Source organism: Micromonospora sp. C41, assembly GCF_018070485.1.
Classification (GTDB): Bacteria; Actinomycetota; Actinomycetes; order Mycobacteriales; family Micromonosporaceae; genus Micromonospora; species Micromonospora chalcea.
Window position 1 is genome coordinate 79,353 of the sequence record NZ_JAGPXP010000026.1, and the last position, 10,723, is coordinate 90,075.

Below are 10,723 nucleotides of genomic sequence, written 5' to 3' on the forward strand. Positions count from 1 at the left end.
GCTCGGCACCGCGCGACAGTACGCCTCACCTGCGGTGCCATCGACGCCGCCGCTCCCCGGACGACACTGAGGAGATCGCGATGGCTCTACGACTCGCCGAGGGCACCTCCTGGTCCGACACGCTCGCCCGGGCGGTGGCCGCCACCCCCGAGGCCTTCGACACCACCTCCGACGGCGTGCCCACGCTCCACAATCTCGTCCAGGGGCAGTGGCGCGCGCTCGGCACACCGGCGCCGGTCCGTACCCCTGTCGACAACACCGTCCTCATCCACCTGGCCCGGCTCGACGCCGAGGCCGCGCGCGGCGCGGTCGCCCACGCCGCGGCGGCGCACCGGGAGTGGGCGCAGACCCCGCTGGCCGAGCGCGTCGCCCGCGTCACCGACGCGCTGGACGCGCTCACCGGGCACCGCGACCTGCTCGCCCTGCTGCTGGTCTGGGAGATCGGCAAGCCGTGGCGGCTGGCCTGCGCCGACGTGGACCGGGCGCTGGACGGCGTGCGCTGGTACGTGGACGAGATCGAGCGGATGCTCGCCGACGGCCGGGAGCCGCTGCCCGGCCCGGTCAGCAACATCGCCTCCTGGAACTACCCGATGAGCGTGCTGGTGCACGCCGAGCTGGTGCAGTTGCTGGCCGGCAACGCGGTGATCGCCAAGACGCCGTCCCAGGGCGGCGCGGTCTGCCTCACCGTCGCCCACGCGCTGATGCGCCGCGCCGGACTGCCCGCCACCCTGCTGTCCGGCAGCGGCGAGGAACTGTCCGAGGTGCTCGTCCGCGCGCCGGAGATCGGCGCGGTGGCGTTCGTCGGCGGGCGCTCCAACGGCGGCAAGGTCGCCGCCGCGCTGCTCGACTGCGACAAGCGGCACTTCATCGAGCAGGAGGGCCTCAACGCCTGGGGCATCTGGAACTTCTCCCAGTGGGACTCGCTCGCCGCGCACCTGCGCAAGGGCTTCGAGTACGGCAAGCAGCGCTGCACCGCGTACCCCCGGTTCGTGGTCCAGCGCGACCTCGTCGACGAGTTCCTCGACATGTACCTGCCCGTGGTCCGCTCGATCCGCTTCGGCCACCCGCTCGCGGTCGACGAGACGTGGCAGGCCGGCGACCCGCTGCCCGAGCTGGACTTCGGTCCGCTGATCAGCGCCGCCAAGGCCGAGGAGCTGCGCCGCAAGGTCGAGGAGGCGGTACGCGGCGGCGCCGTACCGCTGCACCGGGGCAAGCTCGACGGCGCACCGTTCCTCGACGGGCAGGACACGTCCGCGTACGTCGCGCCCGCCGTGCTGCTGGCCCCGCCCGGCCGGTCCCGGCTGATGCACGCCGAGCCGTTCGGCCCGGTGGACACCATCGTGGTGGTGGACACCACCGACGAGCTGCTGGCCGCGATGAACGCCTCCAACGGCGCGCTCGTCGCGTCGCTGGCCTGCGACGACGAGGAGCTGGCCGGCAAGCTGGCGGTGGACCTGCAGGCGTTCAAGGTGGGCATCAACAAGCCCCGCTCCCGGGGCGACCGGGACGAGCCGTTCGGCGGCCGGGGCGCCTCCTGGAAGGGCGCGTTCGTCGGCGGCGACCTGCTGGTGCAGGCGGTGACGGTGGGCGGAGACGGCCGGCTCTACGGCAACTTCCCCGACTACAGCAGCTACCCCGCCACCTGATCCCCGCGAACACGGACGGGGCCCCCGCATCGGGGGCCCCGCCGTGTCACCGTCCCCCGCATCGGAGGTCGGTCCGGGTGGCGCGCGAACGCGCCGGTTGCGGCCCTCCGGCCGGACCCCTCGGGCGTGCCGCGCCGTTGCGGCTCACCTCCGGGGTCCGGCCGGACGGCCGTCAGCTCATCCCGGCCGCTGCGCCGGCACGACCGCGCCGGCACGCGCGCCGCTACCGGCCACCGCCGGTGCGCCGGTCACCGCGTCACCGCCGGACGCCGGCTCGCCCGTCGACGGCGCGGGAACCAGCGGAAGCGTCGCGGTCAGCACCGCGCCGTCGCGTTCCAACGCCACCGGCCGGTCCAGGCGGCGCAGCGTCCGCAGCATCGGGGTGTTCTCGGCCTGCACGTGCAGCAGCACCGCGGCGTAACCGGCCCGGTCGGCGTGGCCGAGCAGGCGGCGCAGCAGCGCCGAGCCCAGGCCCCGGCGCTGCCAGTCGTCGCGCACCAGCAGCGCCGCCTCGGCCTCGTCGCCCTCACCGAGCAGGTTCGCCATCGCCACGACCGGCTCCGCCGCCCCGCCGGAGCCCGCCGTCGCGAGCAGGGTCACGCCCCGGACCGGCTCCAGCAGCCGGCGCAGCCGCGCCGGCGCCGGGTCGGCCGCCCCGCTCAGGTAACGCCGCTGCCGGCTGCGCGGCGAGCAGGCCGCGTGCAGCTCGCGTACGCCGGGCACGTCCTCGGCCGTCGCCGCGCGCACCGACACCTCCCCGCCGTCGGGCAGCACCAGCGTGACCCGTTCGGTGTCCCGGCGGGCCAGCATCGCCGCCAGCTCGACCACTGCCTGCGCCCGGGCGTACTCGGCCGGGGTGAAGCTCGGCTCCCGGCGGCACAGCTCGTACGCCCCGCCCGACGGGTCCGCGAGCGCCATGGTCGTGCCGCCCACCCCGCCCGGCGCGGTGGCCGGCGTCGGACGCCAGGTCACGGTGTCGGCGCCGAGCAGCGTGCGCAGCGCCGCGCCGGTCGCCTCCGGGTCACGGGCCAGCCGTCCGGCGAGCCCGAGCACCCGGGTCGGCTCGTCGGCCAGCCCGCGCGCCTCGCTGCGCGCGACCCAGCAGTCCCGGCCCCGGCCGCGCTCCACGGCGGCCCGCAGCTCCGCCTCGGTGACCTGCTCGGGCGCGTCGACCAGGAAGTCGTCGACCGCGCCGGCCTCGGTGGTGTGCACCTGCACGCTGAGGATGTTGACCCCGCGCAACGCGAGGCTCGCCGTGAGCACCGACAGGTAACCCGGCCGGTCGTCCACGGTGGCTCGGATCCGCCACAGCGCCATGGTTGTCTCCCTTCCTCGGCACCGACCATGCCGTGCCCCTGTTGCGGGCCCGTTGCCCCGGGGTGACGCGGCCCGTCCGGTCAGGTGACGGTGATCACGGGTGGCGTGCCGACCAGGTCCAGCCGGTCGCCGAGGATCACCGCGCCGGCGCGGACGATCTGGGCGAGCCGGTCCACCTCGGTGGAGTGGAACCCGGCCGCGGCCAGTGGCTCGCTGTGGTCGCGGGCGACCACCAGCACCAGGCCGGCCCGGCCGAACGGCGCGACCGCGTAGTGGTGCCCCTCCGGGCTGGTCATGGCCCGCGCCCGCAGCGGGGTCACCTCCGGCAGCCGGGGCGGCGCCGGGGCCCGCCAGCTCGCGTGCCCGATCGCGGCGACGCCCGCCTCGCCGCTGCGCGAGGCCCAGTCCAGGGGTACGACGGCGGCCACCGCCCAGTCGGCGGCGAGCAGCCCGGGTGCCGCGTCGACGAGCGTGGCCACCCCGTCGGCCGGGTTGGCGGCCACCTGGGCGAGCAGTTCCGCGTCCTGCCCGGTGGTGGTGGGCGCGCCGATCGCCCGCCACACGCCGTCCACCCGCACGCCGGGGATCGCGGCCAGCCCGGCGAGCATCCGCTCCACCCGCGCCGCGCCCGGCCACACCACAGTGAAGTCGTCCACCGCCCGGCCGCCGAGCCGTTCCAGGACCACCACCTGCACGATGTCGGCGCCGGAGACGCCGAGTGTCCGGGCCACCTGGCCGAGCGTGCCCGGACGGTCCGGCAGGGTCACCCGAACTCTCAGCAGCATGTCTGATCCCCTCCGCTCGGCGGGCCGGCCGAGCGGCCGGCAGGCTGGGGCCCAGCCTGCCGGTTGACCATTTCGCCCCTGTTGCAGCGGCATGTCCCGCCGGGAAAACCCCGACCTTGACAACAAAGCTGAGCTGCCATCAACTAATCGGATGACCGATCCGGCCGCCGCTGCCCGGCTCTCGGCCGGCTCGGCACCCCGCGGGCTCGACCTCGACCGGCTCGCCACCTACCTGGCCGCGCACCGGCCGGACCTGACCGGCCCCCTGTCGGCGCGGCTGATCGCCGGCGGCAAGTCCAACCTCACCTACCTGCTGCGCGCCGGTGACCGCGAGGTGGTGCTGCGCCGGCCACCGCTGGGGCACGTGCTGGCCACCGCGCACGACATGGCCCGGGAGCACCGGGTGATCTCGGCGCTCGCGCCGACCGGCGTACCGGTGCCGGAGGCGCTGGCGCTCTGCGCCGACGAGAGCGTCATCGGCGCGCCGTTCTACCTGATGGCGAAGGTCGACGGCGAGGTCTACCGGCGGCGCGAGCAGACCGACGCGCTGACGCCGGCGCAGCGGCGCGACCTCGCCATGGCGATGATGGACACGCTCGCCACGCTGCACCGGGTCGAGCCGGCCGAGGTCGGGCTGGCCGACTTCGGCCGTCCGGAGGGCTACCTGGCCCGGCAGGTACGCCGCTGGGCCGGCCAGCTCGACCGGTCCCGCAGCCGGCCGCTGCCCGGCATCGACGAGCTGCGCGACGCGCTGGCCGCCAGCGTGCCCGAGGGCGCGAACGCGGGCCGGATCGTGCACGGCGACTACCGGCTGGACAATCTGCTCGCCACCGTCGACCCGCCGGCGGTGCGGGCGGTGCTCGACTGGGAGATGGCCACGCTCGGCGACCCGCTGGCCGACCTCGGGCTGCTGCTGACGTACTGGGACGTGCTCGGCGACAGCGACCACGGCGAGGGCAACCCGGTGGCCGACGGCATCGGGCCGCGCGCCGGGTTCCCCACCGGGGCCGAGCTGATCGAGCGGTACGCCGGGCGCAGCGACGTCGACGTCGGCCCGCTGCACTGGCACGTGGCGCTCGGCTGTTTCAAGCTCGCGGTGATCTGCGAGGGCATCCACTACCGGCACACGCTCGGCCAGACCCTGGGCGAGGGCTTCGACCGGATCGGCGACATGGTGGCGCCGCTCGTGGCACACGGGCTGCACGCGGTGAGGGAGAGCTAGATGGAGTTCGCGTACGACGACCGGACGGTCGAGCTGCGGCAACGGCTGGAGGCGTTCCTCACCGAGTGCGTGTACCCGGCCGAGCCGGTGCACCACGAGCAGGTGCTCGCGGCCGGCGACCCGTGGGCCCGCCCGCCGGTGATGGCGGAGCTGAAGGCGCAGGCGCGCGAGCGCGGGCTGTGGAACCTGTTCCTGCCCGACGCCCGCTACGGCGCCGGCCTGACCAACCTGCAGTACGCGCCCCTGGCCGAGCTGACCGGCCGCAGCCCGCACCTGGCGCCGGAGGCGCTCAACTGCGCCGCGCCGGACACCGGCAACATGGAGCTGCTCGCCGAGTTCGGCTCCGAGGAGCAGCGCAAGCAGTGGCTCATGCCGCTGCTGGCCGGGGAGATCCGGTCCGCGTTCTGCATGACCGAGCCGGAGGTGGCCTCCTCCGACGCGACGAACATCGGCACCCGGATCATCCGCGACGGCGACCACTACGTGATCAACGGCCGCAAGTGGTGGTCGTCCGGGGCGATGGACCCGCGCTGCGAGATCTTCATCGTGATGGGCAAGACCGACCCGGACGCCGACCGGCACCGCCAGCAGAGCATGATCCTGGTGCCCCGGGACACCCCCGGCGTGACGGTACGCCGCGGCATGCGCGTCTTCGGCTACAGCGACGCCCCGCACGGCGGGCACGCCGAGATCGACTTCTCCGACGTACGGGTGCCGGCGGAAAACCTCGTCGGCGAGGAGGGCACCGGGTTCGCCATCGCCCAGGCCCGGCTCGGCCCCGGCCGGATCCACCACTGCATGCGCCTGATCGGCATGGCCGAGCGGGCCCTGGAGCTGTTCTGCCGGCGCGTGCTCGACCGGGTCGCGTTCGGCCGCCCGCTCGCCGAACAGGGCGTGGTACGCGAGTGGATCGCCGAGTCGCGGGTCCGGATCGAGCAGGCCCGCCTGCTGGTGCTCAAGACCGCGTGGCTGATGGACACCGTCGGCAACAAGGGCGCGCACACCGAGATCCAGGCCATCAAGATCGCCACGCCGCTGATGGCCGAGTGGGTGATCGACAAGGCGATCCAGGCGCACGGCGGAGCCGGGGTCAGCCAGGACACCCCACTGGCCGAGCTGTGGGCGGCGGCCCGCACGCTGCGCCTGGCCGACGGCCCCGACGAGGTGCACCGCGCCTCGCTGGCCCGCCGGGAGCTGCGCCGCTATTCCTGACCGGCTCCCGCCGGGCGTGGTCAGGCGGAGGCGCGGTGGATCAGCTCGGTGTCCAGCAGCACGTGCGGCGAGGGAACCTCCTCGCCGCGGATGCGGGAGACCAGCAGCCGGGCCATCTGCCGGCCCATCTCCTCGACCGGCTGGAACACGGTGGTCAGCGGCGGCTCGGCCTGACGCGCGATCGGGGCGTCGTCGAAGCCGATCACCGCGACGTCCTCGGGCACCCGGCGGCCCGCCTCGCGCAGCGCGCGCAACGCGCCGAACGCCATCAGGTCGGAGGCGACGAACACGGCGTCCAGTTCCGGGCAGACGTCCAGCAGCCGGCGCATCGCGGCGGTGCCGCTGCCCTCGCTGAAGTCCCCGTACGCGATCAGGCCCGGGTCGATCCGGCCGCCGGACGCCCGGACGGCCTCCTGGTAGCCGGAGAGCCGGGCCAGGCCGGCGCCCATGTCCTGCGGGCCGGCGATGGTGGCGACCCGCCGGCGGCCCTGGCGGAACAGGTGCTCCACCGCCTGCCGCGCGCCGCCGACGTTGTCCATGTCGACGAACCACGCCGGCTGGGCGTTCGGGTGCAGCATCCGCGCCGGGCGGCCGCCGAGCACAGTCGGCAGGCCGCGCTCCTCCAGCAGCGTGGGCAGCGGGTCGGCGTCGTGCAGCGAGAGCAGGAGCACGCCGTCGACGTGCTGGTTGGTCAGGTGGTGCTCGACCCGTTCCCGCTCGATCGGCGACTGCACCATGGCCAGCCAGAGCTGCATCGGCGTCTCGACCAGCCCGGAGCTGACGCCCCGCACGATGGCCGCGAAGAACGGCTCGGTGAAGACCCGCTCCCCCGACTCGGAGACGACCAGGGCCACCGAGTCGGTCCGCTGGGTGACCAGCGCACGGGCGGCGCGGTTCGGCACGTACCCCAGCTCGGCGATGGCCTGCTGGACGGCGGCCCGGGCCTCCGGGCTGACCTGCGGCGAGCCGTTGACCACGCGGGAGACAGTGCCGCGCCCGACGCCGGCGCGGGCCGCGACCGCGTCGAGGGTCGGACGCCCGAGCGAGCGGGTGCGCTGCGTTGTCATCGTCTGTTGCTCCTCCGACGGTCGGGCGGGCCCGGCACCGATTGAGGCGTCGGCGCCGGGCCGCCCGTTACTGGCTGGCCCAGCTTATTGTGCGGGCAGTCCGTTGCGTCGGATCACGTCGGCGTACCACCTGGCGCTGGACTTCGCGATCCGGGCCTGGCTGTCGTAGTCGACATAGACCATGCCGAACCGCTTCGTGTAGCCCCAGGCCCACTCGAAGTTGTCCATCAGCGACCAGGCGAAGTAGCCCTTGAGCGGCACGCCGGCCTCGATCGCGGCGTGCGCCGCCCGCAGGTGCGCGGCGAAGTAGGCCAGCCGGTCCGGGTCGTCCACCCGGCCGTCGACCAGCTCGTCGACGAACGCCGAGCCGTTCTCGGTGACGTAGAGCGGCAGGTCCGTGTACTCCCGGTGGACCCGCTCCAGCGTCTCCACCAGGCCCGGGGCGTCGATCTCCCAGTCCATGTCCGTCACCGGGACACCCCGGGTGACGAACCGGACGTCCTCGCTGCCCGGCCAGCAGGACGGCGCCCGCCAGTAGGGCTCCGGCTCCGCGCCCTCGACCGGCGCGGCGACCACGTGCCGGCTGTAGTAGTTGATCCCGACCATGTCCAGCGGCGTGGCGATGGTCGCCAGGTCACCGTCGCGCACGTGCCCCATGTCGGTGATCTGGCGCACGTCGGCGACCAGGTCCGCCGGGTACGCCCCGCGCAGCACCGGGTCGAGGAAGAACCGGTTCGCCAGCGCGTCGATCCGGCGGGCCGCGTCGGCGTCCGCCGCCGAGTCGGTCGCCGGGGTGACCGGGTACAGGTTGACGGTGATCCCGAGCTGCGCGTCCGGGCGGACCGCGCGGACCGCCTGCACGGCCAGGCCGTGACCGAGCATCAGGTGGTGCCCGGCCCGCAGCGCGTCCGCGCCGTCGCGGCGGCCCGGCGCGTGCACGCCGGAGCCGTAGCCGAGGAACGCCGAGCACCACGGCTCGTTCAGCGTGGTGAAGTACTTCACGCGGTCGCCGAGCGCGTCGGCGACCAGATGCGCGTACTCGGCGAACCGGCCGGCGGTGTCCCGGGCCGGCCAGCCGCCCGCGTCCTCCAGCGGCTGCGGCAGGTCCCAGTGGTAGAGCGTCAGCCAGGGCTCGATGCCGTGGCCGAGCAGCTCGTCGATCAGGCGGCGGTAGAAGTCCATGCCCTCCTGGTTGACGCCGCCCGTGCCGCCCGGCTGCACCCGCGGCCAGCTCACCGAGAAGCGGTACGACCGCAGCCCCAGGTCGGCCATCAACCGCACGTCGTCCGGCATCCGGTGGTAGTGGTCGCACGCCACGTCGCCGGTGTGCCCGGCCACCGTCCGCCCCTCGGTGTGGCTGAAGGTGTCCCAGATCGACGGCGCACGGCCACCCTCCGCCGCCGCGCCCTCGATCTGGTACGCGGCGGTGGCCGCGCCCCAGAGGAAGTCCGGCGGGAAGGTCAGGGCCGGACCGGCGTCGAGGAGACCGACGGCGGGCGGGCTTGCTGGATTGCTCACGACTTGACGGCGCCTTCCATGATGCCGCCGATGATCTGGCGGCCGAACAGAACGAACACGACGAACAGGGGCAGGGTCGCGATCAACGTACCGGCGAAGATCTGCGAGTTGTCGGCGAAGTAGGCGGTGTTGAGGCTGCGCAGCGAGATCTGGACGGTCGGGTTGGACGGGTCCGCCAGCACCACGAACGGCCAGAAGAACTGGTTCCACTGCTCCATGAAGGTCAGCAGACCCAGCACCGCGGCGGCCGGACGCAGCGCGGGCGCCACCACGTGCCAGTACACCCGCCAGGTGGAACAGCCGTCCACCCGGGCCGCCTCGATCAACTCGTTCGGTACCGCCTGCTCGGCGTACTGGCGCATCATGAAGATGCCGAAGCCGCCGATCAGGAACGGAACGGTCACCGACGGCATGGTGTTCAGCCAGTCGAGCTTGGCCATCAGGATGTACAGCGGCAGCACGCCGAGCTGGATCGGCACCATCATCGAGGTGAGGATGATCAGCAGCAGCGCGTTCTTGCCCCGGAAGCGCAGCTTGGCGAACGCGAAGCCGGCCAGCGAGCCGAAGAACACCGTCGCGACGGTGATCGTCCCGGCGACCAGGAACGAGTTCATCAGGCCCTTGAGGATGTTGGCGTCGCTGTTGGCGAGCACCCGCTCGATGTTCTCGCCGAGCTTGCCGCCGGGCAGGAACGGCGGCGGCCAGGAGTTGGCCGCGTCGTTCGTCCGGCTGGCGATCACGATCATCCAGTAGAACGGGAACAGGGAGAGCAGCACACCGAAGATCAGGCCGATCATGGTGAGCGGGCTGGCCTTCCAGAGCCGCTCGGCCCGGTGGGTGGTCTTCACCGGCGCGCTGTGCCGGGTGGGCGGGCGGACCGCGGTGGTCGTCATCTCGTCACCTCACTTGTCGGAGCTGATGCGGCGGGCGAGCAGGTAGTTGATCGCCGACATCAACGCGATGAGCACGAAGAGCACGAGCGCGACCGCTCCGGCGTACCCCCACCGGAAGCGCTGGTTCATCACGTCGAGCAGGTACATCGTGATGGTCTGGAACTGCCCCTCCGAACCACCGGAGAGACCGCCCGAGCCGCTGGTGAACAGCAGGGGCTCGGTGAACAGCTGAAGGCCGCCGATGGTGGAGATGATCAGCGTGAAGATGATCGTGGGGCGCAGCTGCGGGACCGTGATCGACCAGAACTGCCGCCGCCGGGAGGCGCCGTCCAGCGCCGCGGCCTCGTACATGTCCTTGCTGATCGACTGCATGGCGGCGAGGTAGATCAGCGCGTTGTAGCCGACCCACCGCCAGTCGACCATGGTGGAGATGGCGAACCATGAGGCGAAGCGGTTCGCCCGCCAGTCGATCGGGTCCAGGCCGATGCTGTCGAGCAGCCAGTTGACCAGGCCGAAGTCCTTGGCGTAGAGCATCGAGAAGATCAGCGCGACCACGGCGGTCGAGGTGATGATCGGCATCGCGATGGCCATCCGGAAGAACGTCTGCGCGCGCAGCTTCCGGTTCAGCGCGTTGGCGAGCATCAGCGCCAGCAGCAACTGGGGCACTGTGGAGAGCGCGAACATGCCGAACGTGTTGACCACCGCATTCCAGAACTGCGGGTCCTCGGTGATCAGTTCGACGAAGTTGTCCATCCCGACGAAGGAGATCGTCGGGTTCAGCGGCGACCGGTCGGTCAGCGCGATCCAGACCGTGTACGCGATCGGGTACACGCCGAACACGGCGAAGATCACGAAGAACGGCAGGACGTACAGGTAGGGCGAGTACTTCAGGTCCAGCCGGGTCATCGAGGCGGCGCGGCGGCGTGTGTGACGTGCGGAGCGCGGCGCGCCGGGCTCGGGCGGCGCCGCGGCGTGCAGGTCGAGGCTCATGGGGAGTCCTTCTCCTCGGCCGGCGTCACCCGCCACACGGGCGACGCCGGACTCTGCGGGCACCGCGGGTGGC

At 73.2% G+C, this 10,723-nt stretch carries 9 protein-coding genes; 3 read left to right on the forward strand and 6 right to left on the reverse strand.

Features of this window, described 5'->3' with window-relative positions:
- Positions 1-80 precede the first annotated feature (80 nt).
- Positions 81-1,646 (forward strand): aldehyde dehydrogenase family protein, encoded by a 1,566-nt coding sequence (locus KBX43_RS24205; RefSeq protein ID WP_210887268.1) that lies wholly within the window; start codon positions 81-83, stop codon positions 1,644-1,646.
- Positions 1,647-1,823: 177 nt separating this feature from the next.
- On the opposite strand, the gene KBX43_RS24210 is transcribed toward KBX43_RS24205, so the two are convergent.
- Both KBX43_RS24210 and KBX43_RS24215 read right to left on the reverse strand, forming a co-directional pair.
- A complete protein-coding gene (locus KBX43_RS24210; RefSeq protein WP_247677679.1) occupies positions 1,824-2,963 on the reverse strand; it encodes a GNAT family N-acetyltransferase in 1,140 nt (379 codons plus the stop codon).
- Positions 2,964-3,043: 80 nt separating this feature from the next.
- The gene (locus tag KBX43_RS24215; RefSeq protein ID WP_043325595.1) at positions 3,044-3,748 is read right to left on the reverse strand and encodes an amino acid-binding protein; all 705 of its coding nucleotides are present in this window, start codon (positions 3,746-3,748) and stop codon (positions 3,044-3,046) included.
- Positions 3,749-3,899: 151 nt separating this feature from the next.
- On the opposite strand from KBX43_RS24215, the gene KBX43_RS24220 reads away from it, so the two are divergent.
- Both KBX43_RS24220 and KBX43_RS24225 read left to right on the forward strand, forming a co-directional pair.
- A complete protein-coding gene (locus KBX43_RS24220; protein WP_069089403.1) occupies positions 3,900-4,970 on the forward strand; it encodes a phosphotransferase family protein in 1,071 nt (356 codons plus the stop codon).
- A complete protein-coding gene (locus tag KBX43_RS24225; RefSeq protein WP_210887270.1) occupies positions 4,971-6,182 on the forward strand; it encodes an acyl-CoA dehydrogenase family protein in 1,212 nt (403 codons plus the stop codon).
- A gap of 20 nt (positions 6,183-6,202) precedes the next feature.
- On the opposite strand, the gene KBX43_RS24230 is transcribed toward KBX43_RS24225, so the two are convergent.
- The 4 genes from KBX43_RS24230 to KBX43_RS24245 form a co-directional block, all read right to left on the reverse strand.
- On the reverse strand, positions 6,203-7,249 hold the full coding sequence (locus KBX43_RS24230; protein ID WP_043325601.1) for a LacI family DNA-binding transcriptional regulator: 1,047 nt from the start codon (positions 7,247-7,249) through the stop codon (positions 6,203-6,205).
- An 84-nt stretch (positions 7,250-7,333) separates the two neighbouring features.
- On the reverse strand, positions 7,334-8,767 hold the full coding sequence (locus KBX43_RS24235) for a GH1 family beta-glucosidase (protein ID WP_043325603.1): 1,434 nt from the start codon (positions 8,765-8,767) through the stop codon (positions 7,334-7,336).
- Entirely contained in the window at positions 8,764-9,564 is an 801-nt protein-coding gene (locus KBX43_RS24240) for a carbohydrate ABC transporter permease (RefSeq protein WP_197494916.1), read from the reverse strand. Before KBX43_RS24240 ends, KBX43_RS24235 begins: the two co-directional genes overlap by 4 nt.
- A gap of 105 nt (positions 9,565-9,669) precedes the next feature.
- Complete coding sequence (locus KBX43_RS24245) at positions 9,670-10,650, reverse strand: carbohydrate ABC transporter permease (protein WP_043325606.1); 981 nt, start codon at positions 10,648-10,650, stop codon at positions 9,670-9,672.
- Between the last annotated feature and the right edge of the window lie 73 nt (positions 10,651-10,723).